Source organism: Pseudomonas gregormendelii (assembly GCF_017114825.1).
GTDB lineage: Bacteria > Pseudomonadota > Gammaproteobacteria > Pseudomonadales > Pseudomonadaceae > Aquipseudomonas > Aquipseudomonas gregormendelii.
The window spans coordinates 1-26,322 of sequence record NZ_JADEVO010000002.1; the positions used below are offsets into that span (position 1 = coordinate 1).

General features: G+C 60.9%; 27 protein-coding genes. 10 read left to right on the top strand and 17 right to left on the bottom strand.

Translation table 11 applies throughout. The features are described from left to right. Window positions 1-248 precede the first annotated feature (248 nt). Complete coding sequence (elbB, locus tag IMW75_RS01690) at window positions 249-917, top strand: isoprenoid biosynthesis glyoxalase ElbB (RefSeq protein ID WP_045059667.1); 669 nt, start codon at window positions 249-251, stop codon at window positions 915-917. Window positions 918-1,075: 158 nt separating this feature from the next. Here the strand turns inward: elbB and IMW75_RS01695 are convergent, their stop codons facing one another. From IMW75_RS01695 to IMW75_RS01715, 5 genes are all read right to left on the bottom strand, one after another. Continuing rightward, on the bottom strand, window positions 1,076-1,531 hold the full coding sequence (locus IMW75_RS01695) for a YaiI/YqxD family protein (protein WP_045059668.1): 456 nt from the start codon (window positions 1,529-1,531) through the stop codon (window positions 1,076-1,078). Window positions 1,532-1,631: 100 nt separating this feature from the next. Then, on the bottom strand, window positions 1,632-3,530 hold the full coding sequence (locus IMW75_RS01700; protein WP_045059669.1) for an FTR1 family protein: 1,899 nt from the start codon (window positions 3,528-3,530) through the stop codon (window positions 1,632-1,634). 215 nt (window positions 3,531-3,745) lie between these two features. Next, the gene (gene rhtB / locus IMW75_RS01705; RefSeq protein ID WP_045059670.1) at window positions 3,746-4,378 is read right to left on the bottom strand and encodes a homoserine/homoserine lactone efflux protein; all 633 of its coding nucleotides are present in this window, start codon (window positions 4,376-4,378) and stop codon (window positions 3,746-3,748) included. 149 nt (window positions 4,379-4,527) lie between these two features. Then, entirely contained in the window at window positions 4,528-5,109 is a 582-nt protein-coding gene (locus IMW75_RS01710; RefSeq protein WP_205891708.1) for a mechanosensitive ion channel family protein, read from the bottom strand. After that, the gene (locus IMW75_RS01715; protein ID WP_205891709.1) at window positions 5,109-7,019 is read right to left on the bottom strand and encodes an ATP-binding cassette domain-containing protein; all 1,911 of its coding nucleotides are present in this window, start codon (window positions 7,017-7,019) and stop codon (window positions 5,109-5,111) included. Before IMW75_RS01715 ends, IMW75_RS01710 begins: the two co-directional genes overlap by 1 nt. A gap of 50 nt (window positions 7,020-7,069) precedes the next feature. Between IMW75_RS01715 and IMW75_RS01720 the strand changes: the two genes are divergently transcribed. After that, window positions 7,070-7,534, top strand: coding sequence for a TIGR02444 family protein (locus IMW75_RS01720; protein WP_205891710.1), 465 nt, complete (start codon window positions 7,070-7,072; stop codon window positions 7,532-7,534). On the opposite strand, the gene IMW75_RS01725 is transcribed toward IMW75_RS01720, so the two are convergent. After that, entirely contained in the window at window positions 7,531-8,574 is a 1,044-nt protein-coding gene (locus IMW75_RS01725; protein ID WP_205891711.1) for an AlgP family protein, read from the bottom strand. The genes IMW75_RS01720 and IMW75_RS01725 overlap by 4 nt on opposite strands. Before the next feature lie 192 nt (window positions 8,575-8,766). On the opposite strand from IMW75_RS01725, the gene IMW75_RS01730 reads away from it, so the two are divergent. Next, window positions 8,767-9,432 carry an FKBP-type peptidyl-prolyl cis-trans isomerase gene (locus IMW75_RS01730; protein WP_205891712.1) on the top strand — a complete coding sequence of 222 codons (666 nt, stop codon included), beginning with the start codon at window positions 8,767-8,769 and terminating at the stop codon, window positions 9,430-9,432. A gap of 61 nt (window positions 9,433-9,493) precedes the next feature. On the opposite strand, the gene IMW75_RS01735 is transcribed toward IMW75_RS01730, so the two are convergent. From IMW75_RS01735 to IMW75_RS01765, 7 genes are all read right to left on the bottom strand, one after another. Continuing rightward, window positions 9,494-9,952, bottom strand: a complete 459-nt coding sequence (locus tag IMW75_RS01735; protein WP_045059676.1) for an Rsd/AlgQ family anti-sigma factor — start codon at window positions 9,950-9,952, stop codon at window positions 9,494-9,496. A gap of 178 nt (window positions 9,953-10,130) precedes the next feature. After that, the gene (locus IMW75_RS01740; RefSeq protein WP_045059677.1) at window positions 10,131-10,682 is read right to left on the bottom strand and encodes a disulfide bond formation protein B; all 552 of its coding nucleotides are present in this window, start codon (window positions 10,680-10,682) and stop codon (window positions 10,131-10,133) included. A 243-nt stretch (window positions 10,683-10,925) separates the two neighbouring features. Continuing rightward, window positions 10,926-12,164, bottom strand: a complete 1,239-nt coding sequence (locus IMW75_RS01745) for a heme biosynthesis protein HemY (protein ID WP_122841025.1) — start codon at window positions 12,162-12,164, stop codon at window positions 10,926-10,928. Continuing rightward, entirely contained in the window at window positions 12,161-13,315 is a 1,155-nt protein-coding gene (locus IMW75_RS01750; protein WP_205891713.1) for a uroporphyrinogen-III C-methyltransferase, read from the bottom strand. Before IMW75_RS01750 ends, IMW75_RS01745 begins: the two co-directional genes overlap by 4 nt. A 16-nt stretch (window positions 13,316-13,331) precedes the next feature. Next, a complete protein-coding gene (locus tag IMW75_RS01755; RefSeq protein WP_205891714.1) occupies window positions 13,332-14,099 on the bottom strand; it encodes a uroporphyrinogen-III synthase in 768 nt (255 codons plus the stop codon). Beyond that, window positions 14,096-15,037, bottom strand: a complete 942-nt coding sequence (gene hemC, locus IMW75_RS01760) for a hydroxymethylbilane synthase (protein WP_045059681.1) — start codon at window positions 15,035-15,037, stop codon at window positions 14,096-14,098. Before hemC ends, IMW75_RS01755 begins: the two co-directional genes overlap by 4 nt. Window positions 15,038-15,175: 138 nt before the next feature. After that, window positions 15,176-15,922, bottom strand: a complete 747-nt coding sequence (locus IMW75_RS01765; protein ID WP_045059682.1) for a LytR/AlgR family response regulator transcription factor — start codon at window positions 15,920-15,922, stop codon at window positions 15,176-15,178. Window positions 15,923-16,382: 460 nt separating this feature from the next. Between IMW75_RS01765 and argH the strand changes: the two genes are divergently transcribed. Continuing rightward, the gene (gene argH / locus IMW75_RS01770; RefSeq protein ID WP_045059683.1) at window positions 16,383-17,777 is read left to right on the top strand and encodes an argininosuccinate lyase; all 1,395 of its coding nucleotides are present in this window, start codon (window positions 16,383-16,385) and stop codon (window positions 17,775-17,777) included. A 115-nt stretch (window positions 17,778-17,892) separates the two neighbouring features. Here argH and IMW75_RS01775 read toward each other — a convergent pair whose 3' ends face one another. Further along, entirely contained in the window at window positions 17,893-18,552 is a 660-nt protein-coding gene (locus IMW75_RS01775; RefSeq protein WP_205891715.1) for a glutathione S-transferase family protein, read from the bottom strand. 124 nt (window positions 18,553-18,676) lie between these two features. Between IMW75_RS01775 and IMW75_RS01780 the strand changes: the two genes are divergently transcribed. The 3 genes from IMW75_RS01780 (at window position 18,677) to IMW75_RS01790 (ending at window position 22,489) form a co-directional block, all read left to right on the top strand. Then, window positions 18,677-18,961, top strand: coding sequence for a hypothetical protein (locus IMW75_RS01780; protein ID WP_045059685.1), 285 nt, complete (start codon window positions 18,677-18,679; stop codon window positions 18,959-18,961). Between the two features lie 241 nt (window positions 18,962-19,202). After that, a complete protein-coding gene (locus IMW75_RS01785; protein WP_045059686.1) occupies window positions 19,203-19,448 on the top strand; it encodes a TIGR02647 family protein in 246 nt (81 codons plus the stop codon). A 194-nt stretch (window positions 19,449-19,642) separates the two neighbouring features. Continuing rightward, window positions 19,643-22,489, top strand: a complete 2,847-nt coding sequence (locus tag IMW75_RS01790) for a class I adenylate cyclase (protein WP_205891716.1) — start codon at window positions 19,643-19,645, stop codon at window positions 22,487-22,489. Between the two features lie 6 nt (window positions 22,490-22,495). Here the strand turns inward: IMW75_RS01790 and rnk are convergent, their stop codons facing one another. The 3 genes from rnk to cyaY form a co-directional block, all read right to left on the bottom strand. Further along, window positions 22,496-22,906: a nucleoside diphosphate kinase regulator gene (gene rnk, locus IMW75_RS01795; RefSeq protein ID WP_045059688.1), complete on the bottom strand. Its 411-nt coding sequence runs from the start codon at window positions 22,904-22,906 to the stop codon at window positions 22,496-22,498. A gap of 251 nt (window positions 22,907-23,157) precedes the next feature. After that, a complete protein-coding gene (locus tag IMW75_RS01800) occupies window positions 23,158-23,385 on the bottom strand; it encodes a DUF1289 domain-containing protein (protein ID WP_205891717.1) in 228 nt (75 codons plus the stop codon). A 3-nt stretch (window positions 23,386-23,388) separates the two neighbouring features. Further along, window positions 23,389-23,721, bottom strand: a complete 333-nt coding sequence (cyaY, locus tag IMW75_RS01805; protein WP_045059690.1) for an iron donor protein CyaY — start codon at window positions 23,719-23,721, stop codon at window positions 23,389-23,391. Between the two features lie 329 nt (window positions 23,722-24,050). Here cyaY and lptM point away from each other — a divergent pair, with 329 nt between their 5' ends. The 3 genes from lptM to dapF are packed head-to-tail and all read left to right on the top strand — an operon-like array spanning window position 24,051 to window position 26,319. Then, the gene (gene lptM, locus IMW75_RS01810; protein WP_045059691.1) at window positions 24,051-24,227 is read left to right on the top strand and encodes an LPS translocon maturation chaperone LptM; all 177 of its coding nucleotides are present in this window, start codon (window positions 24,051-24,053) and stop codon (window positions 24,225-24,227) included. A gap of 9 nt (window positions 24,228-24,236) precedes the next feature. Next, window positions 24,237-25,484 (top strand): diaminopimelate decarboxylase, encoded by a 1,248-nt coding sequence (lysA, locus tag IMW75_RS01815; RefSeq protein ID WP_122841017.1) that lies wholly within the window; start codon window positions 24,237-24,239, stop codon window positions 25,482-25,484. A gap of 4 nt (window positions 25,485-25,488) precedes the next feature. Next, window positions 25,489-26,319 (top strand): diaminopimelate epimerase, encoded by an 831-nt coding sequence (gene dapF, locus IMW75_RS01820; protein ID WP_045059693.1) that lies wholly within the window; start codon window positions 25,489-25,491, stop codon window positions 26,317-26,319. Window positions 26,320-26,322 lie beyond the last annotated feature (3 nt).

Below are 26,322 nucleotides of genomic sequence, written 5' to 3' on the forward strand. Positions count from 1 at the left end.
GCAGAAGGCTTTCTAAATGGATCGCATCGAAGCCAGGGTGTTCATTATTTGCGCGCGTCGCCACGCCGCGTGACAGACGCTCGCAAATAATGAACACCCTGGCTTCGATGCGATCCATTTAGAAAGCCTTCTGCTCCGTGCCAGCCCGATGTTGGGGCGGCGCGCCCTGGTTGTTACCGCACATTATCCCTATGGCAACGAGTGGCGAATTAGTGGACATTTAACGCCATGAACAAGGAGAAAAGCCCATGAGCAAAAAAATTGCAGTGATCCTTTCCGGTTGTGGCGTCTACGACGGTGCCGAGGTCCACGAGAGCGTGATCACCCTGTTGCGGCTGGACCAGCGTGGCGCTCAGGTGCAGTGTTTCGCCCCCAATATCTCGCAGTTGCACGTGATCAACCACCTCACGGGCGAGGAAATGCCCGAGTCGCGTAACGTGCTGGTTGAATCGGCGCGGATCGCCCGTGGGAACATCAAGGACATCCGCGAGGCCAGCGTCGAGGACTTCGATGCCCTGATCGTGCCTGGCGGGTTCGGTGCGGCGAAGAACCTGTCGAACTTCGCCATCGAAGGTGCCGGCTGTACCGTGCAGCCTGACGTCCTGGCGCTGACCGAAGCCTTTGCCGAAGCAGGCAAGCCAGTCGGGCTGATCTGCATCTCGCCCGCCCTGGCGGCGAAGATCTACGGCCCAGGTGTGACCTGCACCATCGGCAACGATGCCGATACCGCCGCTGCCATGAACAAAATGGGGGCTACCCATGCCGAGTGCGCGGTCACCGACATCGTCGAAGACAAGGCGCGCAAACTGGTGAGCACGCCGGCGTACATGCTGGCGCAGTCGATCAGTGAAGCGGCCTCAGGAATTAACAAGCTGGTGGATCGCGTGCTCGAACTGACTCACGAAAACGACGTGTGATGCAGGCATGAGTGTGGGCATGGGCAGTGTGGGAGCGAGCCTGCTCGCGATAGCGGAGTAGCCGCCGCAAGCGATGTTGATTGTGCCGGTGTTATCGCGAGCAGGCTCGCTCCCACAGGGGGCCTCTCACAGGGCTTGGTCTCAGCTTCGAGGTGGGCTCAGGGCTTGCGCGACAGTCGAGTCAGGATACGGTCCAGCGAATTGGCGAACGCTTGCTTCTCACGTTCACCAAAGGGCGCTGGCCCCCCGCTCATCTGGCCTTGTTCACGCAGGTCGGTGAACAGGTTACGTACAGCCAGCCGGTCGCCCATGTTCTGCGCGTCAAACTCCTTGCCTCGCGGATCCAGCACGGTGACGCCGTTCTTCACCAATCGGTCGGCCAGCGGTACGTCACTGCAAATCACCAGCTCGCCCGGCACTGCGTGTTCCACCAGATAATCGTCCGCTGCATCCGGGCCGCTAGGCACCACGATCAATTTCACCAGGGACAGGCCCGGCTTGATTTGCGGTTGGCCAGCCACCAGCACCACTTCGAACTGGCGCTTGAGAGCGAACTTCACTACCAGGTCCTTGGCCGCCCGTGGGCAGGCGTCGGCATCTATCCAAACGCGCATCACATTTCCTCTGAAAAACTGAACAGATCGCAGCCTGCATCGACATGCCTACTCCCTGCAGGGGCTGCCGCAGGCTGTGATCTTTCCAGGTTTACTCGGGTCAGGAAACCTGAACCCGACGCTTCTGCGTCAACCAGCTGCGCCCATACAGCACGATTATCGCAATAATCGCCACCATCTGGGCACTCAACGAGTAGGCATCCGCGTGAATACCCAGCCAGTCGAATTCGAAGAATGGCACCGGACGCGTACCGAAAATCCCCGCCTCCTGCAATGCCTTGACCCCATGACCGGCAAACACCACCGATAGCGCGCACAACAACGCGGCGTTGATGCTGAAGAACAACGACAGCGGCAGCTTGGCCGAGCCGCGCAGGATCACCCAGGCCAGCCCCACCAGCAATACCAGCGCAGTGGCACCGCCTGCGAGCACTGCGTTATGCCCGGCAGGACCCGCCTGCAGCCACAGGGTCTCGTAGAACAGGATCACTTCGAACAACTCACGATAAACCGAGAAGAACGCCAGGATCGCAAACCCGAATCGTCCGCCGCCGCCCACCAGGCTGCTCTTGATGTAATTCTGCCAGGCCGCGGCGTGGCGACGATCGTGCATCCACACACCGAGCCACAGCACCATCACGCTGGCGAACAACGCGGTGGCACCTTCAAGCAACTCGCGCTGCGAGCCGCTGACGTCGATAACGTAGGCGGCAAGCCCCCAGGTGGCAAGGCCGGCCAGCAGCGCCAGGCACCAACCGACGTTAACGCTGCGTACCGCAGATTGCTGGCCGGTGTTGCGCAGGAATGCGAGGATCGCCGCCAGCACCAGAATCGCTTCCAGACCTTCGCGCAGCAAAATCAACAACCCGGAAATGTAGCTCAGGGACCAGCTCAAGCCATCGCTGCCCAACAGGCCGGCAGACTCTTTCAATTTACCTTTCGCGGTATCCAGGCGCTGCTGGGCCTGGGCCACCGGCAAGCCATCCTGCAGGGACTGGCGGTAGGCCATCAGGGATTTTTCGGTGTCTTTGCGTACATTGGCGTCGACGTTGTCCAGGGAGCTCTCGACCAGCTCGAACCCTTCCAGGTACGCCGCCACCGACAAGTCATAGGCCTGATCGTGATCCCCGGCCCGGTAGGCAGCGATGCTCTTGTCCAGGGTGGCTGCGGTGTAATCGAGCAGTTGCGCCGGGCCCCGTTTGACCTGCGGCGGCTGAGCGCGCTGCGCACGATAGGCCGCAGCGGCCTGCGGACCCTCGCCAGCCTGCACTTCGGCAGGCGTCTGACGGGCGAGGTCGGCAATGTTGTAGGTCTTTTCAACAGCGCCAGCATCCGGGGCGGCGCTGAAGCTGGCAATATAGGTGGCCAGGTCCCAGCGCTGGCGATCATCCAGTTGATCGGCGAACGCCGGCATGTCGGTGCCCTCGATACCCAGGCCCAGGGTGCTGTAGATCGCATAGAGGCTTAGGTGATCCATGCGCACGCTGTCGCGCAGATTCGACGGTGGCGGTGTCAGGCCGACGCCTGCCGGGCCATCGCCGGCTCCCGCATCACCATGGCACACCGAGCAATGCTGGGCGTACAACGGCGCACCACGGGTCGGATCGGGGGTAATGATCGGCGCCTGGCTGATTTCATAGGCCACTGCCAGCTTTGCCGCGAGTTGCCGGGACTGACGAGCCACGTCGGCGCCATCCTGACGCTCGGTAATGGCGTTGCGCAGCGAATTGACGCCCTGCAGCAAAGCGCCTTGCTCCGGTTTGGCCGGCATTGCACTGATCAGGCCTTGCACGGCCTTGAGCGAATCGAGCTGATCGCGATAACCAGACTCCTTGATGACCCTGCCCGCCTGCACCGTCTGCGGGTAATCCGCTGCAATGTAATCGAGCCCATGCAGCGCCTGTGGGGCGCCTTCCACGGTGTCGGCCAGCAGTCTGGTGCTGCATAAGGCTGCCAAGGGGATTAACAGCCAGGCCAGGAATCGCGACGGGGCAATCATGAATGAATCTCAGTAGGAAATACGAAGTTACATATTGTTCACTTCGAATGAGATTCATTCAAGCGTTGTTCGCAGGCTCGATGCCGATTGTCTGGTTATTTTGCGATTGCTTGTCCCGCGCACTGCGCCGTAATCAGCTTTCGGCTTCTGGTTATACGGAAGGGCATTCAACAAAAAAGCGACCCGCAGGTCGCTTTTTTTCCAGCATCGGGGCTTTACGCTGCGGCTTTGCGCAACGTCGCCATGAACGCTGCCGCGCCGATAAACAAACCGGCAAATGTCCGGTTCATGCGTTTCTGCTGCTGGGGAGTACGCAACATGCGCAGCACCTTGGACGCCAGGCCGGTGTAACCGGCCATGACAATCAGGTCGACGCAGACCATGGTGGCGCCGATCACTAAATACTGGATCAGCAGTGGCGCATGGGGGTCGATGAACTGCGGCAGCACCGCCAGCATGAACACCAGGGCCTTGGGGTTGCTGATGTTCACCAGGAAACCACGGAACACCAGGGCCATCGGCTTGCCGATCTGGCGCACTGCGGCATCGTCGCTCATGTCACTGGGCAATGCGCGCCATTGCTTGATCGCGAGGAATACCAGGTAGGCGACGCCAAACCACTTGATCGCATGGAACGCTGTGGCCGACGCTGTGAGGATCGCGCCAACACCGGCACCCACAATGGCAATCTGCACCGCCAGGCCGATCTGCAGGCCCAGGGCGTTCCAGTAACCGCGCCAGAAGCCGTATTGCAGACCACTGGACATCGACGCAATGGCGCCGGCACCGGGAGACAGGCTGATCACCCAGCAGGCGGCAAAGAACGCCAGCCATGTTTGAAGCTCCATTGCACACCTCGACCGAAACTCTTTTGACAGGTCTCTAAGCTAATGCGGCTCGGGGGGAAAAGCAAAAGATCGCAGCCTCCGACAGCTCCTGCATGGAAACGCGCCTGCTGTAGGAGCTGCCAAAGGCTGCGATCTTTTGATCTTGAGGATTACTTCTCGAACCCGCTCGAAGGAAACACATCACTTCCCCGCCACCGCCGAACCGAACGCTGGAAGAACAGGCTGTTGGGCACTTGCACCATGGCACTGCCGGTGCCCAGCTCTTCGGCCTCGATCAAGGTGGTGTAGAGCAGATTGATCGCGATCACCCGCCCCTTCACGCCCGGCTTGTCGGTGGTATCGACCAGTTCGACCACGTCGCCAATGCGAAACGGCCCCACGGTGAAGATCAGGATCGCGCACAGCAAGTTGGACAGCACGCTCCACATGGCGAAGAACGCCACCGCCGCGACCGCAACAAAACCGGACAATGCTGTCCACAGCACTGTCGCGGACACGCCCAGGCGCTCCAGCACGAAAATCAGCGCACTGCCCATGATCAGCCAGCGCAGGCCGCCTCGCAGCGGCAGCAGAAGCTGAGGGGGAAACGGATAACGCTCCCCCAGGCGGTTCAGGCATTTGGCAACAAAGCGCTGGGCGATGTAACCCGCGAGCAAAATCAGCAGGATCTGCAGCACCAGCCACAGCGGCTCTACCCACATGGCAGACAGCGGCAGCCTGAAGGCCTCCATCAGGACAACGCCTCCAGCTCCGCCTGCATGCTTTCGAGCAACTCGAGGGCTTCCATCCAGGACTCCTCAAGCTCGGCTTCACGCACTTTCAGCTTTGCCTGTTCGGCCAGCAGGTCACGCAAATCGTTCTTGCGGGCCGGCTCGTAGATATCGCTGTCGCCCAGGCTCACATCGATTTTGGCCAGCTTTTCGTGCAGCTTGCCCAGTTCGGCTTCGAGCTTGTCGGCCTCGCGCTTGTGCGGCGCCAACTGCTGGCGCAAGGCAGCGGCGGCCTGGCGCTGGGCTTTCTTGTCGGTCTTGTCCGGATTGACCGGCGTGTTGCTGACCGGCGCATTGCGCTGGCGATACTCCACCAGCCAACGGGTGTAGTCGTCCAGATCGCCGTCGAACTCCTCGACCTTGCCATCGGCGACCAGGTAGAAATTGTCAGTGGTGCTTTTGAGCAGGTGGCGGTCGTGGGAGACCACCAGGACCGCACCACTGAATTCCTGCAAGGCCATGGTCAGCGCCAGGCGCATTTCCAGGTCAAGGTGGTTGGTGGGTTCGTCGAGCAGCAGCAGGTTCGGCCGGTCCCAGGCGATCAATGCCAAGGCCAGGCGCGCTTTCTCGCCCCCGGAAAAATTCAGCACCGGCTCGTCGATGCGTGCACCGCGGAAGTCGAAACCCCCGAGGAAGTCCCGCAACGTCTGTTCGCGCTCGGTAGGCGCCAGGCGCTGCAAGTGCAGCAACGGGCTGGCTTTGGAGTCCAGGGAGTCAAGCTGATGCTGGGCAAAGTAACCAACGACCGTGTTTTCGCCACGGGTCAGTCGACCGGCCAAGGGCTCCAGCTCACCCGCAAGGTTCTTGATCAGGGTCGACTTACCGGCACCATTAGGGCCGAGCAAACCGATCCGTGCGCCAGGGGTCAGTTGCAGCTTGACCTTCTCCAGCACGGTTTTCTCGCCGTAGCCCAAGCGGGCATCAGACAGGTCGATCAGCGGGCTGGAAATCTTCGTCGACTCGCGGAAAACGAAGTCGAACGGCGAATCGACATGGGCCGCAGACAACTCTTCCATCCGCTCCAGCGCCTTGATCCGGCTCTGGGCCTGACGGGCCTTGGTGGCCTGGGCCTTGAAGCGCGCAATGTAGCTTTCCATGTGCGCTCGCTGCGCCTGCTGCTTCTCGTAGGCCTGTTGCTGCTGGGCCAGGCGCTCGGCACGGGCACGCTCGAACGCGGTGTAGCCACCGCGATACAGCGTGATCTTGCGCTGATCGACGTGGGCTACGTGGTCAACCACCGCATCGAGGAAATCCCGGTCGTGAGAGATCAGCAACAAGGTGCCCGGATAACTTTTCAGCCACTCCTCAAGCCAGATGATGGCGTCGAGGTCCAGGTGGTTGGTGGGTTCGTCGAGCAGCAACAAGTCCGAGGGGCACATCAGTGCCTGCGCCAGGTTCAGGCGCATCCGCCAGCCACCGGAGAAGTCCCCCACCTGACGATCCATCTGTTCGTTGGTGAACCCCAGGCCGGCCAGCAGCTTGCGAGCCCGGGCATCAGCGGTGTAGCCATCGGCGCTGTCGAGTTCAGAGTGCAGGCGGGCCTGAGCGGCACCGTCGTGCGCCGCTTCCGCCGCCGCCAGGTCATGTTGCACCTCACGCAGGCGCAGGTCGCCATCGAGCACGTAGTCGACCGCAATGCGTTCGAGCGTCTCGATTTCCTGGCGCATGTGGGCGATGCGCCAGTCGGCCGGCAGGAAGCAGTCACCCGAGTCCGGGTGCAGCTCACCCCGAAGCAGGGCGAACAGGCTCGATTTGCCGGCGCCATTGGCACCGATGAGGCCGGCTTTGTGGCCGGCGTGCAGGGTCAGCTCGGCGTCTTCTAGCAGACGTTGCGGGCCACGCTGTAAAGTCAGGTTCTGAAGTCGAATCATAATGGCGGCGGAGTCTACCAGCTTCGCTCGCAACTGGCGCGAGTAGCACTATGTCCTCTGACCTGTGGAGCTTTTCCCTTGACGCTTACGCGCGGCCCGGCGCTGAGCGGGCGTGCCTGCAACTGCAATCGGCGGGCACGAACGTGTGCCTGCTGCTGTGCGGATTGTGGCTGGAACACCGAGGGGTAGTCTTTAACGAACTGCGATTGCTGCAACTGCGGGAAGTAGTCGAAGGCTGGGATGCGGGCGTGATTCAGCCCCTGCGTGCATTACGCGGCCAATGGAAAGCCGCCGCAGCTGACGATACAGACCTCAATATCTTGCGTGAAAAAGTCAAGGCGCTGGAACTTGAAGGCGAGCGGATTCTTTTGTCGCGACTGGAAAAAACCGCGCAGCAGTGGCCGCAGAATGACAAGGCCGGAACAACGGCCTGGCTGGAAGGTGTCGCGGCGGACACCACCAACGTTGGCCGCGACGCGCTGCATCAGCTGCGCGTCGCGGTGACCGGCACTTAGGAAGCGCTGGTTGGGCTAGTGCCTGGCGTCGACGACGCAGCTGGCGTTGGCGCCGCTGCAGGGGTCGAAGTGCTGCTGGTAGTTGGCGAAGCCGAGTTCGACGATGAAGCAGGCGCTGCCGGCTTGGCAGCAGCGGTTGGAGTCGGCTTCGCAGCAGCGGGTTTTTTCACCGCTGGTTTGGCTGCAGGTTTCGCAGCTGGCTTGGCAGCAGCGGGTTTTGCAGCGGTAGCTGGCTTGGCAGCGGCAGCGGCAGCAGGTTTTGCCGCGGCCGGTTTAGCTGCAGCAGGTTTGGCAGCAGGCTTCGCGGCTGCAGTTCTAGCAGCTGGTTTGGCTGCTGCGCTTTTTGCTGCAGCAGGTTTGGCGGCGGCAGTTTTCGCGGCAGGTTTGGCAGGCGCTTTTGCAGCAGCGGTTTTGGCCGCAGCTGGTTTTGCTGCAGCAGTTTTCGCCGCCGGCTTGGCTACCGGTTTTGCCGCAGCAGGTTTGGTCGCAGCCGGCTTGGCAGCACTGGCAGCCACTGGCTTTTTAGCAGCCACTTTCACCGGTGCTTTCGCGGCTGGTTTGGCAGCAGCCTTGGCGGGTGCTTTTGCAGCTGTCGATTTGCTTGCGGCTTTCTTGGCAGGTGCGGCAGCAGGCTTGGCCGAACGCAGGGACAACGCCTTGCCGACAGCCTCTTGAACACGACCGACACCCTGGGCCAGTTTCAGGCTTTCCTGAGCGTCACGCTTAAGTTGCAGGATGTAGTTGCGGGTCTCGGATTGACGATCCTTGAGGGCATCGAGCAGGTCTTCAAGTTCCTTGACTCCATCCTTGGCCTTGGCTTGCGCCTTAGCCTTGCCGGCCGCCGCAGCGTCCTGCAATTTGGTACGGGATTTGTGCAATTTTTCCTGCGCTTTTCCGCGCTGTTTTTCCAGTTTGGCGAGCAGTTTTTCAGCATCAGCCAAGGCTTGCGAACAAGCGGTTTCCAAATGCTCGAGCAAGCTGCCCGACAATTGTTGGAGTAAGTGCAACGGAGTATTTACAGGCTTCTTGGTGGCCGACATGGTTTACCTCCTGGCTGACGTGGGTGCGGCTCATACTAGACCTCTGCAGACACCGCCGCTAGGGCATGTTGACAGTATCGAAAGCGTTGCGTTGCACCTGACAGCAAAACTTCTGCTCCCGCCAGAAAGCAGTTCACCGTTCATTGCATTCGCACTGGCATAATCGGCCGCATCCCAGGCCGGAGAGTGCCCATGTCGCGTTATCTTTTTTTATCGTTGTGCGTGTTTTTTTCAGTGGCTCAGGCTGCGGAAAAAACCACCGAAACAGACGCTCACAATCTCGCCTACAGCCTGGGGGCGAGCCTCGGCGAACGGCTGCGCCAGGAGGTACCTGACCTTCAAGTGCAGGCACTGCTCGACGGTTTGCAGCAGGCTTATCAGGGCAAGCCCCTGGCACTGAAAGACGAACAGATCGAGAAGATCCTGGCCGAACATGAAGCGCAAATTGCCGAGCAACCGACATTGGGGCAAAGCGAAATTGCCCTCGAAAAAGAACAGCGTTTTCTCACCGCGGAAAAGGCCCGACCTGGCGCTCGGGAAATCGAGGACGGCATCCTGCTGACGGAACTGACGCCAGGTGCCGGAGCAACGGCCGGTCCGAATGGCAAGGTACAGGTGCTGTACATCGGACGCCTCCCCGACGGCACGGTGTTCGATCAAAACAGTCAGCCGCAATGGTTCAGCCTGGATAGCGTGATCTCGGGCTGGCGGACGGCGCTGCAGAACATGCCGGTGGGCGCGAAATGGCGACTGGTGATTCCATCGGCGCAAGCCTATGGCGCCGAAGGTGCCGGGGACCTGATTGCGCCCTTCACGCCCCTGGTATTCGAGGTGGAATTACGCGGCGCGAAAGGCTGAATTCCAGGCACAAAAAACGGCGCGCCAAGCGCACCGTTTTTCAGGTCCTGCACAAAGAAATTCAGGCCTGAACCGAATCTTCTTCCTTGTGCGCGGTATGCAACACTTCGATCAGGCAGTCTTCCAGTTCGAAGCGCTCGTGCAACAAGCCACCGAGCTCCTTGAACTTCTCCGCCACGCACTGACCTGCATCGCACAGGTCGTTGAACGCGAGCAGCTTTTCAGTGATGACGTCGATTCGGGGGTAAATCGTCTCGGCCAGTTCCAGCCCACGCTTGTCATTGAAGGCCTTGGCCTCCCCTGTCAGTTGTTCGTAGATCTCGAAATGCCCGGCTGAGACGTAATCGACCAGCACACCGCAGAATTCCTGCAAAGGGTTGCGGTTCTCGCTCAGCGCCTCGGGCTTTTCGCCGAGATCGTCATAAGCCCGCACCAGTTCGTGACGCTCCTGCAACCAGCGATCGATCAGCAGATGCACTCCACCCCATCGTTCTTGAGCATTCTGACAACTTTCGAGCATGGTGATCTCTCTTCCCTTGTGGGTCATGCTGCCCTACACCTGTCACGCACTTGAAGGTCAAGGATCGGTCAGGCAGAGCGTCATTCGAGCAACATAATTCCAATGACACGTGCGGGCCAGATTATGCCCGCTCGACTGTGGCTTCAAGGTACGCAGGAGATAAAGTTCATACAAGTGTTTAATCGCGCGCCAGACTGCCCTGCGACGACTCGCCGCTGAGTGGTCGCCGAAAGGTGCGCCACAGAAGCCCGAGCGGTTGAAAAACAACCACAATTGTCACCGCAAAGAAGAACAGCAGGCTCCACTCCGGGATGCTCAGATCGAACAGCGTCCATGAAATCTCGGCACAATCGAAAGTACCTTCGAACATCTGCTTCAGTGCGCCTGACCAGGATGTATTGGCAAAAGCATCAGCCAGGCTCGCCGAGCAGTCGGACAGGTGATGCAGCGGATCGCTCTGCAGCACAACTTGACGCCATGCCGTTACCGTTCCGGCCACACTGCAGATCAACACCGGCAACCCATACACCAGCGTACCCGCACGGCCAGGGCCATGCACGCAAGCAGACAAGCACACCCCCGTGAGCAACCACAGGCAGCCGCGCTGCAGGATGCACAGGCCGCACAGCCTGAGGCCGACGGCGTATTGCAGGTAATAGGAAATACCTAATGCCAGGGCAGCTGCGACGAAAACCATGAAGAACAAGGAGCGTGTGCGGGCCAAAGACATGGCATTTCCGTAACAGTAAGAGACAGGCAATTACGTTAGAGGAAAGCGCGCAGATCTTTCAAGGTACTACAGCAGGGAGAGTTCCACAGCGAGGGTGGGAAACCACGACAGATGCGCTAGGATCTGACATAACCGTCTGTAGGAATAAGCCGACTCGGCGCTTTGAGGGGAATATTCTGACAGCAGCAGGGTGCTTTTTGACGAGGGAGCGAGCCCCCTCATCTCGAGCTCCCTACCTCGAACTCAAGCGTGGATCGGTACGGGTAACGGTGCCGCCAGCAAGCGTTCATCCAGCAGGCCCAACCCTTCCTGGAACAGCTGATTGCTGCGTTCGGTATCACCCAATTGCGCCAGCAACCGCGCCAGTTCTGCACAGGCTTCCGGGTTACGCTGCACTCGCAGGCTGCTCTCCAGGTAGTCTCGCGCTTTGCCCCATAAACTGCTTTGCAGGCACAGGCGGCCCAGTGTCAGGAGCAGGCTCGGATCGGCCGGATGATCCTTGAGCCAGCCCTCGGCAGTTTGCAGCTGCCGCACCGGGTCGCTGCCGCGCACGAGCCCGTAAAGGCGCGCCAGGTGGCTGTTGTAATCACGCTTGAGCGCTGTGCGCAGCACTTCTTCCGCTTCCACCTGGGCACCCAGTTGGCGCAGCTGTTCGGCGTAGGCCAGCACCAGTTGCGGCTCCTGGCGCTGGGCCGATGTCAGCTTCTGCCAGGCGCTGTTGAGCGACTGCAGGCCGACGGTGCCGTCCTCTTCCCGCTGCGCTGCCAGGGACAGGTTCTCACCCCAGGCACGGCGTTCCAGGTCGGCCAGCTCGGCAGGTGGCAGTACCTTGTCCTTGCGCAATTCCGGCAACAACCGGATCACTGCCGACCAATCGCCCCGTTGTTGATGCAGGCGTTGCAGCTGGCGCAACGTCTGCACGTTATGCGGATGGCGCTCGTGCATGGCTTGAAGCGTCGCCAGGGCACCCTCGGTGTCGCCTCGATCGGTCTGCAGTTGCGCATGATTCAAGGCAATGGCCAGCTCGGCCTGTGGCTGGCGCTCGAGCGCCCGCTCGAGCAGGTTGTCGCTCTCTTCGTACTTGCCTTGTTCGTTGGCCGCGCGGGCAGCGCCGAGGTAGTAGAGCAGCGGTTGGCGCTCGGCTTCCGCAGCTCGATGCAGGTGACGCTGCGCACTGGCCCAGCGGCCCTCGGCCAGATCCAGCTGGCCATGTTCGATCGCGACCTGCACGCGGCGACTGCGATTGCGTCGCGACCAGGGATTGACCACGCCACTGGATGTCATCACCAGTTCGATCAGCGCCTTGATGCCCCAAATCACCAGCCACAAAACGGCCACCAGCGCGAGGGTAGCCCACAGGCTCGATTCGAAACGAAAGCTCTTGTAGGCGATCAGCACGTAGCCGGAATGCTCGGCAATCGCCAGGCCCAGCGCGGCCGCAGCAGCTATCACCAGAAACACGATCACATACAGGCGTTTCATGGCGTGGCCTCCTGCGCGGTGTCAGCGGCAGGCTTGGCCATCGGCTTGACGGATTCCTCGGCGTTGACGTTGCGTCGCTCCAGGTACCCTTGCACCGCGCTCAGTGCGCCAGTGAGGTCCGGGGTCACCACGGTCACCGGCTGCTTGCTCAGCTCACCCACCTGCTCAAGCATCACTTTGCTCTGCGGGTTGTCCGGGTTGAAGTTGCCCTTGAGTATGTCCCGGGCTTCGGCCAGGGCCTGGGTGTACACCGGGCCCTGACCATTCAGCGCAGCCCACTGGGCTTGCTCCAGGGCCAGGCTAAGCGCCAGGCGCACCTGGCTGAGGCTCTGGCCTGCCAGCAATGGGCGAACATTCTTGTCGGCGTTGAAGTCGATGCGGATGTAGCGCGAGATCTGGTCCCACCATTGAGCCCAGCGGCTCGCGCCATCGCCATCGGCGGTCAGGCCCAGCAACGACTCGCCACGGTCCTTGTACTCCGGCGCCAGTTCGGTGAGGTTGATCACCTGGTCGCGCAATGCGCCCAGGCGCAGGAACAGTCCGGTGCGGTCCGGCTGCTCGGTGCTGCGCAGCGCGACCAGGGTCTTGGCCACTTGCTCGCGGGCAGCGAAGGAGCCCGGATCGTTCTGTTCGCGCAGGATTTCGTCGGCACCCTGGACCAGGGCCTGAGCGCTGCTGATGTCCTGCAAAGCAGACAGGCGCAGGCCGGCGAGACGCAACAGATGCTCAGCCTCAGCCAGGCGCCAGTCCTTGCGGCTGGCACCGAGGATGGTCTCCAGGCGTTGGTTCAGGCGCTGCTGATCGCCTTGCAGCTGAGCCACCAGGCGGCTGCGGGCCTCAAGTTCATCGGCAGGGGGCAGTTGCTCCAACCGAGCGCTCAGGCGTTGCTCATTGAGTTTCAGGCTCTGCGCCTGATCGTTCAAGGCCTGCACCTGGCTCAGCTGTTGCTGGTTATTGGCCTGCAGGTGACGCACCTGCCAGACACCCCAACCGCCGACAGCAACGCCGGCAGCACCCAGCAACAGCGCGACGATTGCCAGGCCATTGCCACGGCGCTGCACGGGGGCAGGAGGCACGGTATCAATCGGATCTTCAACCGGGGCATGCAGCACTGGCTGGACGTCATCTTTTGGCAAGGCTGTTTCGCTCACGTATCCATCCTTTGCATTAGAGAACGGGTTCGGGATGCTCCCGTAACGCCGTCAGCAAGGCCGCGGCACTGGCGCCACGACAATCCACAACTATTTGCGCCCCGGCAGCACGTGCCATTTCGGCGACCCGGGGGCTCGGTACAAACAACGGCAACTGCGCCAAGTGCGGCCAGGAATTGCCAGCCAATTGATGCAAGTGCTCAAAACCCTGTCCACTGCTGACCACCAGCCCGTTCAAGCGTTCCGCGCGGATCCGCTCAGGCAGCGTTGCCGGCGGGTAGTGGGGCAATTCGCGACGGTACAACTGCAGATACTCGACACTAGCACCAAGCCCGCGCAAACGCTCAGCGAGCAACTCGCGCCCGCCCTCCCCGCGCATGATCAGCACACGCGAAGCAGGCCCGGCGAGTGCCTGGCGAAACGCGCCATGCTCAAGCAATGCTTCGCTGTCATCGCCCTGCTCGGGAAAGCTGACGTCCAGACGATGCTTATCGAGTATCTGCGCGGTAGCCGCGCCGACGGTGAACCACTTCAACGCCGGTGGCTCTGGCCAATACTCGCTGAGCAACTCGACGGCGATCCTGGCGGCGGGTTTGCTGACCACGATCACCGCATCGAAGCGATCCAGCCTCTGGATCAACTCGCGCATGTTGGCAGAAACGGGAAGAGGCTCTATGCCCAAAAGCGGCAAGCTGCTGCTGAAAACGCCCGCGTCCATCAACACGCTAGCCAGCGCCATCGACTCATCGGCGGGACGCGTCAGCAACAGGCGCCAGCAAGTCACTCGTGACCTGCCTCGCCATACACCGCTTTGAGGATGTCATCGGCACCCTGGCTCAGGAGGTCTTCAGCCACTTGCACGCCCAGGGCTTCGGCCTCGCTGCGTGGTGCACGTGCCTCGGCGCTGAGCAACAGGCCGCCGCTTGGGTCACCCACCAGGCCGCGCAACCAGACCTGCTGGCCTTCAAGCACGGCGTAGCAGGCGATCGGCACCTGGCAGCCGCCATTCAAATGCTTGTTCAGGGCTCGCTCGGCGGTGACACGGGTAGCCGTGTCCTGATGGTGCAACGGCGTCAGCAAGGCGTGGATTTGCGTATCGACGCTGCGGCACTCGATGCCCACTGCGCCCTGGCCGCCGGCAGGCAGGCTGTCGTCGACGCTGATGGCCGAGGTGATGCGGTCTTCGAAGCCCAGTCGAATCAGGCCGGCAGCTGCCAGGATGATCGCGTCATATTCACCGGCATCGAGCTTGGCAAGTCGCGTGTTGACGTTGCCGCGCAGGAAGCGGATTTCCAGATCCGGGCGACGAGTCAGCAACTGGGCCTGGCGGCGCAGGCTGGAGGTACCGACGATGCTGCCCTCAGGCAGTTCGTCCAGGCTGGCGTAGGTGTTGGAAACGAAAGCGTCGCGCGGATCTTCGCGCTCGCAGATGCAGAACAGCCCCAAGCCTTCGGGGAAGTCCATTGGCACGTCTTTCATTGAGTGCACGGCGATGTCCGCTTCGTTTTCCAGCAGCGCCGTTTCCAGTTCCTTGACGAACAGGCCTTTGCCACCGATTTTCGAAAGCGGCGAGTCGAGCAGCTTGTCGCCGCGACTGACCATTGGCACCAGTGTCACCAGCAGTCCCGGATGGGCCTGTTCCAGGCGGGCTTTAACATATTCGGCCTGCCACAGGGCGAGAGCACTTTTGCGGGTGGCGATGCGGATTTCGCGAGAGGACATGGATCAATCCGTACTGAATAGATACGGCGGATAATAACAGCTCAGCCAAATCCACTTTGACTTGTATCAGAAACGTAGTGGCCTCCCTGGCCTCGGATGTCCTGCAAGCCGCTGGACAAAACGCGTGTGAACCGCGAGTTAAAGCTGCTGCATCATTTTTCGCACGCCCGCCACATGGCGGCGACTGACGATCAGCGCATCACCATTCAAGCCCTTGAGGTACAGCTGGAAATGCCCAAGAGGCGTACGTTGCAGGCGTTCAATTCGCTCGCGAGCCACCAGCGCATTGCGATGGATACGCACGAACCGGTCGCCGAATTCATCCTCAAGTGCCTTGAGAGGCTCGTCGAGCAGCACTTCGCCGCCTTCGTGGCGCAACGTCACATATTTGTGGTCGGCGATAAAATAGACCACCTGGCCCAGCGGGATCAGCTCGATACCCTTACGGGTTCGGGCGCTGATATGACTTCGCGGGCCGCTGCCAGTCTCGGCGGCAGGACGGGTGAGTGCAGCGAGCTGGACGCGATTGGGGCGCTCGGCCTTTTTTAACGCTTCTTGCAAATGTTCAGTGCGCACAGGTTTCACCAGATAGCCTACGGCGCTGGCCTGTAAGGCTTCCACGGCAAATTCATCGGGCCCTGTGCAAAACACCACGGCGGGCGGGGTTTCGCGTTCGCACAATCTTGCAGCCACTTGCAGGCCATCAAGGCCCGGCATGCCGATATCGAGCAACACGATATCCGGCTTGTGGCTGTCGATCAGTGCCAACGCCTCTTCGCCGTTCGTGGCGCTAGGCTCCAGGACGCTGTATCCCTCGAGTTCGCCAACCATTCGGCTCAGGCGCTCGCGGGCCAAGGGTTCGTCATCAACGATCAGGACATTCATATTGCGCTGGATTCCTGCGTGAGTCTCGCACAAGGATAGCGTAGACAGGTGAAGTGACGTCCGTCACCGCGATCCACGCTAAGACTAGCGCGAGGGCCAAAAAGTGCCGCTGGAACGACGGCTAAATTTTCATCATCCGGGCAATTATCGGCCCAGGCCCGCGTTGGCGAGGCATCGCCGTAGGGTTTGCTGATACACAATATGCACACCCCCTCTTTTTATAGCCAGTTGCAGCGCCCGGAAGTGCGCTGATCCCTCTGTCCAACTGTAGACGGTTGCCGGCGCGATATTGCTCAATCGAAAAATATCGTTGTGCGAATTATTGAAAGTCGGACCTGCCCCGGCTCGGCAGCCTCTGAAATCATTCCTGTCGACCAGTGTCAGCGACAGGCTTGGCAACCCTGTTATTATCCGCCACAGCTTCCAACGTCACTTTATTTCACCCGATACGAGCGAATTCATGAGCACTGACAAGACCAATCAGTCCTGGGGCGGCCGCTTCAGTGAACCCGTCGACGCCTTCGTCGCCCGCTTCACCGCCTCCGTCACCTTCGACCAGCGCCTGTATCGCCACGACATCATGGGCTCGATCGCCCACGCCACCATGCTGGCCAAGGTCGGCGTACTGACCGACGCCGAACGCGACAGCATCATCGATGGCCTGAACACCATCCAGGGTGAAATCGAGGCCGGACAATTCGACTGGCGCATCGACCTCGAAGACGTGCACATGAACATCGAGGCGCGCCTGACCGATCGCATCGGCGTGACCGGAAAAAAACTGCACACCGGGCGCAGCCGTAACGACCAGGTCGCAACCGACATCCGCTTGTGGCTGCGTGACGAGATCGACCTGATCCTCGCCGAAATCACCCGCCTGCAACAAGGGCTGCTGGAGCAGGCCGAGCGCGAAGCCGACAGCATCATGCCGGGCTTCACCCACCTGCAAACCGCGCAGCCGGTGACTTTCGGGCATCACATGCTGGCCTGGTTCGAAATGCTCAGCCGTGACTACGAGCGCCTGGTCGACTGCCGCAAGCGCACCAACCGCATGCCCTTGGGCAGCGCCGCGCTGGCCGGCACCACCTACCCGATCGACCGCGAGTACACCGCCCAGCTGCTGAATTTCGACGCCGTCGGCGGCAATTCGCTGGACAACGTTTCCGATCGTGACTTCGCCATCGAATTCTGTTCGGCCGCCAGTATCGCGATGATGCACCTGTCGCGTTTCTCCGAAGAACTGGTGCTTTGGACCAGCGCCCAATTCCAGTTCATCGACCTGCCGGACCGCTTCTGCACCGGCAGCTCGATCATGCCGCAAAAGAAGAACCCGGACGTGCCCGAACTGGTTCGCGGCAAGACCGGCCGCGTATTCGGCGCATTGATGGGCCTGCTGACCCTGATGAAAGGCCAACCCCTGGCCTACAACAAGGACAACCAGGAAGACAAGGAACCGCTATTCGACGCCGCCGACACCTTGCGCGACTCGCTGCGGGCGTTCGCCGACATGATCCCGGCGATCAAACCCAAGCACGCCATGATGCGCGAAGCGGCCCTGCGCGGGTTTTCCACTGCGACTGACCTGGCCGACTACCTGGTCCGTCGTGGCCTGCCATTCCGTGACTGCCACGAAATTGTTGGCCATGCCGTGAAATACGGCGTTGAAAGTGGCAAGGACCTGGCGGAAATGAGCCTGGAAGAGCTGCGAAAGTTCAGCGACCAGATCGACCAGGACGTGTTCGCGGTGCTGACCCTTGAAGGTTCGGTGAATGCCCGTGACCATATCGGCGGGACTGCACCAGCGCAGGTGAAAAAGGCTGTGGTTCGCGGCCAGGCACTGCTCGCCAGCCGCTAGAAACATCGCGGGCAAGCTCCTACAGGTTTCTCTGGTTGCCACAGATCGTTGGCCAACAGGGAACCTTGGGGGAGCGGGCTTGCCCGCGATGACTGACTTCAGAGCGCTACAAAACCTAACGCTTGGACGCGACCATCGCCATAAACGCCGGCATGGCCGCGTCCTTGTCCTTCGCAATCCGCTGCACATGCGGATTCTGCTCCAGCCGCTCCAGCAGAAGCCTGGCCGCCGGCAGTTCCGCCAGCAAATCCAGGTCGAATAGCTTCTTCGCCACTGCGCACGCCAGCGGCACGCTGTACAGGAAATACAGATCCGCCACGCTCAGGCTGTCACCCGCTACGTAAGGAGCGAACTTGGCGTGCCTGCCCAGCGAGGCAAACCCCAGCAGCAACTCCGCCTTGGTCTTTTCCTTGATCGCATCCGCTACCGGCATGCCGAAAAATGCTTCGGGATAGCAAGCGCGGCCTGGCAATTCGATATACAACTCGATTTCCTTGGCCAGCGCCAACACCTGGGCCCGCTCGAACGGATCGCTCGGCAGCAGTGGCTTGCCCGCCTGGCTCTGCTCTATGTACTCGAGGATTACTGCGGTTTCATTGACGAACCCCTGCTCGACGCCCAGCACCGGCACTTTGCCGCGCGGGCTGATCGCCAGGGCTTCGGCACTGGTGCCGGCATAAAACGGCACTTCCTCAAACGGCAGACCCTTTTCCAGCAGTGCCAGTTTGACCATGTTGTAATAGTTGCTGACAGAAAATCCGTAGAGCTTGAGCATCACAAAGCCTCCAGGCCGTGCAGGGGTTGGCAGCGCCAGTTATAGAACGCCCCTGCAGTTCTTGCCAGCAGCATCACAGCGCTGAATGCAGGTAAACTGGCCGTCTTAACTTGAGGAGCCTGCCATGAGCGAGCCAACAGATATCGAGATCGACGAAGAAGAGTTCGCCGAGAACACTCTGGTCGAAGCGATCGAAAACCAGATTGAAAGCGACAACCCGCCTGCGGCCAAGGCAACCTTCAACAAGCTGACGCTGGTGGGTTACGAGCGCGAAGAAATTCTCAACCTGATGGCCCACGTGCTGGCAGTAGAAATCGACGCAATCCTCGAAGAAGACCGCGCGTTCAACACCGAATGGTACGAAACGGCACTGCGCGCCCTGCCCGAGCTGCCACCAGAAAAGAAATAACTCAATCCACTGTAGGAGCGAGCTCGCTCGCGAAAAACTCAAGAGCGACGCTGAGCATCTGGCTAACCGCGTTTTCGTTCACGATCTTCGCGAACAAGCTCGCTCCTACAGAAAAGCATCCGCAATATCACTATTGCCTCTCCCGCAGCAAAAAAACCCCACTGCAAGCACTGGACATGCCGCACAACTCGGCTCACCTTAGGGGCGCTATCGTCCAATTCCTAGAAAGTCTGGAGTCCTTATGTCGCTTACCCCTGAGTTGGTTGCCGAACTGGAAATCCTCGCACTCTTCAACCTGGACAGTTCCCAGGAAGGTTTGAAAATTCATCAGACCGCTGCCCCAAAAGCCATTGCCGCTGCCAAACGCCTGTACGACAAAGAGCTGATCGATCAGCCTGACGGCGGGTATCTGACCAGCCTCGGACGTGACGCCGCACAAAATATCCAAACGCTACTGACCATCCTGAACGTCGAAGAAACAGCCTGAATGTGACTGTATCGCCCACGGAAACCCCTGTTACGGGATTTCCGCGGGCACCCTCTGTCGCACGTCGTCGCAGCGCGATAAAAATCTGACGTCAGAAAACCAAAATCAGCTTAAATGTCCCGGGGCCGAGGCGCTAAACTGCGCTTATCCCGAGATCACCTGCGCCCGTGCCTACCGAGCCGGTTTGAGCTGACATGACCCGCAACCATGAAATCCGCCCCGACCTGGACGAAGGCATTGACCGCAAGGTTCTCAGCCAGCTGCGCGCACGTTTTCTAACGCTCAACGAAGGCCGTATCGCCCGTGCGCTCGAAGGTCTGTCGAGCCGTCAGCAGGCGGTGCTGACGCTGCTGCCACTGTTCTTTCACGTCAATCATCCGCTGCTGCCCGGCTACGTCTCGGGCAATACACCGGCCGGGCTGTCGAATTACGAGCCGGACGCCACCACCCTCGCCGATGCCCAGCGCCTGACCCGATCGTTTTCCTACAAGCCGCGCCACGGCAGCAACCCGCCACGCCCCATCCATGGCCTGTTCCTGATGGGCAGTCTCGGCACCCTGGCCCAGGCGGACCAGAGCGATATGGATGTCTGGGTGTGCCACGCAACGGATCTGGGCGAGAACGAACTCGCCGAGCTGCGCAAGAAGTGTCAGTTGCTGGAAGCCTGGGCCGAGAGCCAGGGGGCCGAGGCGCACTTTTTCCTGATCGACGCGGCGCGCTTTGTTCGCGGCGAGCGGGATAACCAGCTCAGCTCGCAAGACTGCGGCACCACCCAGCACTACCTGTTGCTGGACGAGTTCTATCGCACCGCCATCTGGCTGGCCGGCCGCACCCCCATCTGGTGGCTGGTGCCGGTGTACGAAGAGGCGAACTACGAACGGTATACCCACGCGCTGATCTCCAAGCGCTTCATCCGCGCCGACGAGACGCTGGACCTGGGGCATATGGCGTACATCCCGCCTGGCGAATTCATCGGGGCAGGCCTGTGGCAGTTATTCAAGGGCATCGATTCGCCATACAAATCAGTGCTCAAACTGCTATTGATCGAGGTTTACGCCAGCGAACATCCCAGGGTCAATTGCCTCAGCCTGCGCTTCAAGCAAGCGGTGTTCGCCAACCAGCTCGACCTGGACGAGCTCGACCCCTACGTCGTGGTCTACCGGCGCATCGAGGAATACCTCAAGGCCCGAGGGGAATCGGAGCGCCTGGAGCTGGTGCGTCGCGCGCTGTACCTGAAGGTCAACCGCAAGCTGACCGCCAGCAACAATCGCACCCGCAGCTGGCAACGTTCGCTGCTCGAACGCCTGGCCCATGAGTGGAACTGGGACGACCGGCACCTGGCCCTGCTCGACAGCCGCAGCCAGTGGAAAGTGCGCCAGGTCGGCACTGAACGACGCGCCCTGGTCAGCGAACTCAACTACAGCTATCGCTTCCTGACCCGCTTCGCCCGTGATGAACAAACCGCCAGCCTGATTAACAAACGCGACCTTAATGTGCTGGGGCGCCGGCTGTATGCAGCCTTCGAGCGCAAGTCGAACAAGGTCGAATTCATCAATCCGGGGATTGCTCCGGACCTGGCCGAAGACACGTTGACGCTGGTGTTCGCACCGAGCAAGAAGGAAACGGGGCAATCCCAATGGGGCCTGTACAACGGCAGCCTGGCGGCGCACGAGTGGGAGCATTTCGCGCCGATCAAGCGCAGCCGCCATTTACTGGAATTGCTCACCTGGTGCCATCGCAACGGCGTGATCGACAGCAGCACGCGCCTGGCGCTGCACCCGGGCGCCAGCGACCTCAGCGAGTTCGAGCTGTTCAACCTGCTCGGCAGCCTGCAACAGAGCATCGCCCTGCCCCTGACCGCCGTCGCCGAAGAACCGCTGCTGCGCGCCGCCGTGCCGAGCGAAGTGTTACTCCTGATTAACGTGGGAGTGGATCCGCTCAAGCATCATCGCGACCTGAATATCCTGATGACCACCGAACGCACCGACTCCCTCAGCTACGCCGGGGTGCGGGAGAACCTGGTGCTGACCCTGGATCAGGTAACGCTCAACAGCTGGAACGAAGTGCTGGTCAACCGTTTCGACGGCCCCCACGCTTTGCTCGACTGCCTGTGCGACTACCTCAACCATTTGCCGGATGGCCCGCAGCAACCCCGGTTGCGCGTGCGCTGCTTCTGTCACAACCGCGCGCAATTCATCGCCCAGCGGGTCGAAGAGATCATCGACAGTGCGCATGACCTGCTGCTGAGCCGCCTCAATCATCGCTACCTGCTTCAGGTCCAGCAGCACTACCACGTGCTGGAGCTGGTGCCGGGACAGGTCAAACATGTTGCCTTGGCCACGCTGGCCGAACTGGTTGACTACCTTGCCAGGCAACAGACGAGCTACAGCCCGCTGCACCTGGACCCCATGGCCCTTGCCGACCATGACCTGGCGCTGATCCTGCCAATGGGCCAGCCAGCCTGCATCCAGGTGTTCTACCGGGTCCATGAAGACCAGGCAGATATCTACATATTGGATGAGTTCAACGCCTTGTGGCAGCAGCGTCTGCCCTATCACGACGATCAGAGCCTGCTGGTGCCACTGCAGCGTTTCCTTCAGTCCATCGGGTTTCGACGCGAAGCCTTGCTGCCCATGAGTGGCGTGTCGCCTTCGAGCATCGAACTACAGTATTACCAGGTGTTACCGTCAGGCCCGATGCGGGCTCGGCGGGTCGAAAGCCGACCGGCGCCGGTGCTTGCGCCGAACCAACCGTTCTATGACGTGCAGGCCATCGTCGGCAAAGCCGGGGCCGACAGGGTGCAGGTCACCCTGTACTGTAATCAGCGCGAGTTTTCGGAGTTGGAGCATGGTGATCATCTGTTCAGGGTGGTGGCCCGGGAAATCGTCGAGCAACGCCGGGAACCCGAACGTTATCGGTGCTACATCACCGATCTGGACCTGTCGGGCCTGGCCGGTGATGATCAGCGCTCAAGTAATGTGTACCTGGGTTACAAGGCCGACCTGGAGCGCGCCTTGAACGAGGCGCTCGAGCAGGTCTGAGGAGTCTTACTCCGGGAAATCACCGCCATTGGCAGGCTGGGATTCAACTTCCAGCAGGGTCAGCTTCAGGGTCTTGCCACCCGGTGCCGGCCAGTCGATGTGCTGACCCACTTTGAGGCCCAGCAGCGCGCTGCCGACAGGTGCCAGGATGGAAATCTTGCCTTCGTCGGCGTTCGCATCCTTGGGGTAGACCAGGGTCAGGTGGTAGTCCTTGCCGCTGCTTTCCTCCCGGCAATGCACTTTGGAATTCATGGTCACGACGTCGGCAGGCACATCTTCGTGTCCGACCAGGGTATCGGCGCGATCCAGTTCGGTTTGCAGCGCGATAACGCCCGGCAGCGTGTCATCCAGGCTGTCGATCAGGCGCTCCAGACGTTGCACGTCCAGACGGGTAAGGGTGATGGAAGGTGCGGTCATGATCAGGGCAGACTCCTTTCTTCTGCACGAAAAAAGCAAAACCCCGCCACAAAAAGGCAGGGTTTTCACGAGCCTCGATGGGTTGAGGCGTACCCGGACACTATCACAGCTCAATAAATATACAAGCCAGTGGCGGCGGACGGCTTTGCCCCTGTAGGAGCTGCCGTAGGCTGCGATCTTTTGATCTTGTTCTTAGGCGAACTCAGAATCGCTAAAAATCAAGATCAAAAGATCGCAGCCTTCGGCAGCTCCTACAGGATATTGGTGGTGGCTTTGCGATTTGAGGCCTGGGCGCAGATGACCCGGCGGCGATCGTCGTCGGCCGAGCGCCATTCGCGGATGTCTTCGACGTGGCGAAAACACCCCAGGCAAACCTTCTGCTCGTCCAGCCGGCAGACTCCGCTGCACGGCGACGGGACTGCCGCGCTGACGTTGCTGTAGAGCGGCTTGGGCGGACGAACAGATGCAGGCTCGGCCACTTTTTACAAACCTTCGAAATCGAATTCAGCACCGGCCTGCTGCTTGACGATGCGCTCGAGCATCTCGCCGAGCTGCTCTTCGCTCTTGTCACACATCCAGCGCTCGCTCTCTTCGTCGTAGTCGAAGTGGAACCCACCGGACACCGCTGCCAGCCACAGCTGACGCAACGGCTCCTGACGGCTGAAGATCAACTGGCTGCCGTTTTCGAACTTCACGGTCAACACGCCAGCCGAACTCTCCAGATCGATGTCCAGGTCGCTGTCGTCAAAGATATCCTCCAGCGTTTGCTGGGTGGCATCGACCAGATCGTGGAAACGGGCTTCGGTCAAACTCATTACGGCAACCTCAAAAAGTGTCTACTCGCGCTCAAGCGCCGCACGATACGGGCGAGCCCCGGTGATTGCAAAGGATAACGATCAAGGGTCGATACAGGTAGATAAAACACTGTACCTGTGGGAGCGGGCTCGCACGCGAAGGGGCCAGCACATTCAATATCTTTGTTGACTGACACACCGCTTTCACGAGCAAGCCCGCTCCCACAGGCGTTGCGGCGCCGTTCCGTGGGTCGTGCACAGCACCGCCGGACGGGAGGGCCGTCGCATAGGCAAGCTGCCGGGTGGCCGGTATACTCCGGCGCAATTAAAGCATTTTCAAGGATTTCGCCATGAAGCGCCTGATCTCTTCCCTTGCTGCGCTCGCTGCGGTTGCCTGCCTGCTGTCGGCCTGTGGGCAAAAAGGCCCGCTGTACCTGCCTGACGATTCCCAGGATCCTGTCGAGCAGGCCAAGTCGTCGCAGCAGCAGCCTGCGTCGAAAGCCCACAAGCACGACGTCTACCAATAAGGGAACCTCATGGACGCTTTTAACTACCGTGACGGTGAGCTGTTCGCGGAAGGTGTTGCCCTGTCCGCCATCGCCGAGCGTTTTGGCACGCCGACTTACGTCTACTCGCGCGCGCACATCGAAGCCCAGTACCTGGCTTACGCCGACGCGCTGGCCGGCACGCCACACCTGGTGTGTTTTGCGGTCAAGGCCAACTCCAACCTGGGTGTACTGAATGTCCTGGCGCGTCTGGGCGCCGGTTTCGACATCGTCTCCCGTGGTGAGCTCGAACGTGTGCTGGCCGCTGGCGGCAGCGCTGACAAGATCGTGTTCTCCGGAGTCGGCAAGACCCGTGACGATATGCGTCGCGCCCTGGAAGTCGGCGTGCATTGCTTCAACGTCGAATCCACCGACGAGCTGGAACGGCTGCAAGTCGTGGCAGCCGAGCTGGGCGTTCGCGCGCCGATCTCGCTGCGCGTCAATCCGGACGTCGATGCCGGCACTCACCCCTACATCTCCACCGGGCTGAAGGAAAACAAATTCGGCATCGCCATCGCCGACGCCGAGGACGTGTATGTCCGCGCCGCTCAACTGCCAAACCTGGAAGTGGTCGGCGTCGATTGCCACATCGGCTCCCAGCTGACCACCCTGCCGCCGTTCATCGACGCCCTCGATCGCCTGCTGGGCCTGGTCGACCGTCTCGGCGATTGTGGCATCTACCTGCGTCACATCGACCTCGGTGGTGGCCTGGGTGTGCGTTATCGCGATGAAGAGCCGCCATTGGCTGCCGACTACATCAAGGCCGTGCGCGAGCGTCTGGACGGCCGCGACCTGGCGCTGGTGTTCGAGCCGGGCCGCTTCATCGTGGCCAACGCCGGCGTGCTGCTGACCCAGGTCGAGTACCTCAAGCACACCGAGCACAAGGACTTCGCCATCGTCGATGCCGCCATGAACGACCTGATCCGCCCGGCGCTGTACCAGGCCTGGATGGACGTCACCGCAGTGCGCCCGCGCGACACCGCTGGCCGCGCCTACGACATCGTCGGGCCGATCTGCGAGACCGGCGACTTCCTGGCCAAGGATCGTCAGCTGGCATTGGAAGAAGGTGACTTGCTGGCCGTACATTCGGCGGGCGCCTATGGGTTTGTCATGAGTTCCAACTACAACACTCGCGGCCGCGCCGCTGAAGTGTTGGTGGACGGTGATCAGGCATTTGAAGTGCGTCGCCGTGAAACGGTAGCCGAGTTGTTCGCTGGCGAAAGCCTGCTGCCGGAGTAAGACCATGCTGCTGCGTTTTACCAAGATGCACGGCCTGGGCAACGATTTCATGGTCCTCGACCTGGTCAGCCAGCACGCGCACATTTTGCCCAAGCACGCCAAACAATGGGGCGACCGGCACACCGGCATCGGTTTCGACCAGTTGCTGATCGTCGAAGCCCCGAGCAACCCGGACGTGGACTTCCGCTATCGGATCTTCAACTCCGACGGCTCCGAAGTGGAACAGTGCGGCAACGGTGCGCGCTGTTTCGCCCGCTTTGTGCTCGACAAACGCCTGACCGCAAAACGGCAGATCCGCGTCGAGACCAAGAGCGGCATCATCGAACTGGATATTCGCAGCGACGGCCAGATCAGCGTGAACATGGGCGCGCCGCGCCTGGTGCCGGCCGACATCCCGTTCGAAGCGCCGGAGCAGGCGCTCAGCTACCAGATCGAAGTCGACGGTACCGAGGTCGACCTGGCCGCCGTGTCCATGGGCAACCCCCATGCGGTACTGCGGGTCAGCGACATCAACAATGCACCGGTGCATGAACTGGGACCGAAGATCGAACATCACCCGCGCTTTCCGGCACGGGTGAACGTCGGCTTCCTCCAGGTCATCGACCGCAACCGCGCGCAACTGCGCGTCTGGGAACGCGGCGTCGGGGAAACCCAGGCCTGCGGTACCGGTGCCTGCGCAGCCGCAGTGGCCGCGATCAGCCAGGGGTGGATGGATTCGCCGCTGTTGATCGACCTGCCCGGCGGGCGCCTGTCCATTGAATGGGCAGGCCCTGGCCAACCGGTGATGATGACCGGCCCGGCAGTTCGTGTTTACGAAGGACAAGTACGTCTTTGAGTG

Coding starts and splice junctions, on each gene's coding strand:
- elbB (WP_045059667.1), top strand. CDS start 249: ATGAGCAAAAAAATTGCAGTGATCCTTTCCGGTTGTGGCGTCTACGAC.
- IMW75_RS01695 (WP_045059668.1), bottom strand. CDS start 1,531: ATGCGCGTTTGGATAGATGCCGACGCCTGCCCACGGGCGGCCAAGGAC.
- IMW75_RS01700 (WP_045059669.1), bottom strand. CDS start 3,530: ATGATTGCCCCGTCGCGATTCCTGGCCTGGCTGTTAATCCCCTTGGCA.
- rhtB (WP_045059670.1), bottom strand. CDS start 4,378: ATGGAGCTTCAAACATGGCTGGCGTTCTTTGCCGCCTGCTGGGTGATC.
- IMW75_RS01710 (WP_205891708.1), bottom strand. CDS start 5,109: ATGGAGGCCTTCAGGCTGCCGCTGTCTGCCATGTGGGTAGAGCCGCTG.
- IMW75_RS01715 (WP_205891709.1), bottom strand. CDS start 7,019: ATGATTCGACTTCAGAACCTGACTTTACAGCGTGGCCCGCAACGTCTG.
- IMW75_RS01720 (WP_205891710.1), top strand. CDS start 7,070: ATGTCCTCTGACCTGTGGAGCTTTTCCCTTGACGCTTACGCGCGGCCC.
- IMW75_RS01725 (WP_205891711.1), bottom strand. CDS start 8,574: ATGTCGGCCACCAAGAAGCCTGTAAATACTCCGTTGCACTTACTCCAA.
- IMW75_RS01730 (WP_205891712.1), top strand. CDS start 8,767: ATGTCGCGTTATCTTTTTTTATCGTTGTGCGTGTTTTTTTCAGTGGCT.
- IMW75_RS01735 (WP_045059676.1), bottom strand. CDS start 9,952: ATGCTCGAAAGTTGTCAGAATGCTCAAGAACGATGGGGTGGAGTGCAT.
- IMW75_RS01740 (WP_045059677.1), bottom strand. CDS start 10,682: ATGTCTTTGGCCCGCACACGCTCCTTGTTCTTCATGGTTTTCGTCGCA.
- IMW75_RS01745 (WP_122841025.1), bottom strand. CDS start 12,164: ATGAAACGCCTGTATGTGATCGTGTTTCTGGTGATAGCTGCTGCGGCC.
- hemC (WP_045059681.1), bottom strand. CDS start 15,037: ATGTCCTCTCGCGAAATCCGCATCGCCACCCGCAAAAGTGCTCTCGCC.
- IMW75_RS01765 (WP_045059682.1), bottom strand. CDS start 15,922: ATGAATGTCCTGATCGTTGATGACGAACCCTTGGCCCGCGAGCGCCTG.
- argH (WP_045059683.1), top strand. CDS start 16,383: ATGAGCACTGACAAGACCAATCAGTCCTGGGGCGGCCGCTTCAGTGAA.
- IMW75_RS01775 (WP_205891715.1), bottom strand. CDS start 18,552: ATGCTCAAGCTCTACGGATTTTCTGTCAGCAACTATTACAACATGGTC.
- IMW75_RS01780 (WP_045059685.1), top strand. CDS start 18,677: ATGAGCGAGCCAACAGATATCGAGATCGACGAAGAAGAGTTCGCCGAG.
- IMW75_RS01785 (WP_045059686.1), top strand. CDS start 19,203: ATGTCGCTTACCCCTGAGTTGGTTGCCGAACTGGAAATCCTCGCACTC.
- IMW75_RS01790 (WP_205891716.1), top strand. CDS start 19,643: ATGACCCGCAACCATGAAATCCGCCCCGACCTGGACGAAGGCATTGAC.
- rnk (WP_045059688.1), bottom strand. CDS start 22,906: ATGACCGCACCTTCCATCACCCTTACCCGTCTGGACGTGCAACGTCTG.
- cyaY (WP_045059690.1), bottom strand. CDS start 23,721: ATGAGTTTGACCGAAGCCCGTTTCCACGATCTGGTCGATGCCACCCAG.
- lptM (WP_045059691.1), top strand. CDS start 24,051: ATGAAGCGCCTGATCTCTTCCCTTGCTGCGCTCGCTGCGGTTGCCTGC.
- lysA (WP_122841017.1), top strand. CDS start 24,237: ATGGACGCTTTTAACTACCGTGACGGTGAGCTGTTCGCGGAAGGTGTT.
- dapF (WP_045059693.1), top strand. CDS start 25,489: ATGCTGCTGCGTTTTACCAAGATGCACGGCCTGGGCAACGATTTCATG.